This window comes from Streptomyces sp. Act143 (assembly GCF_003143935.1).
GTDB lineage: Bacteria > Actinomycetota > Actinomycetes > Streptomycetales > Streptomycetaceae > Streptomyces.
The window spans coordinates 1-353 of the sequence record NZ_QFRX01000023.1 but is presented as its reverse complement, the minus strand read 5'-3'; the positions used below and the strand labels follow the sequence as shown (position 1 = coordinate 353).

Genomic DNA, 353 nt, shown 5'->3' with positions numbered 1-353 from the left:
GCGCTCGGCTGGGTCGACAGCTTCACGTCGTACGTGCCCGTCTTGCCCTGCTGTACGCCCAGTTGGGATGGCGTGGCGACCACGGACGGGCCTGAGGCGACCGTGATGCCGACCGGTGTGGACTCCGCCGACGCGCCCAGGCTGTCGTACGCCTTCGCCAGCAGAGAATGACTGCCCACGGTCAAACCTGAGGCGGAGAGCGCGTAGGGCGCTGTTGTGTCCGTGCCCAGCAGTTTGGTGTCGTCGTAGAACTCCACCTTGCTGATGGTCGCGTTGTCCGCGGCGGCGGCGGTCGCCGCGAGCGGCACGGCGTCGCCCTGGGTGTAGACGGCGCCCGCGGCCGGGCTGGTCAG

At 69.7% G+C, this 353-nt stretch carries 1 protein-coding gene; it reads right to left on the bottom strand.

What is annotated here, in order from left to right; all coding sequences use genetic code 11:
• Positions 1 to 353 (bottom strand): Ig-like domain-containing protein (locus DI272_RS44055; protein WP_181387602.1); only part of this gene is annotated, 353 nt, incomplete at both ends.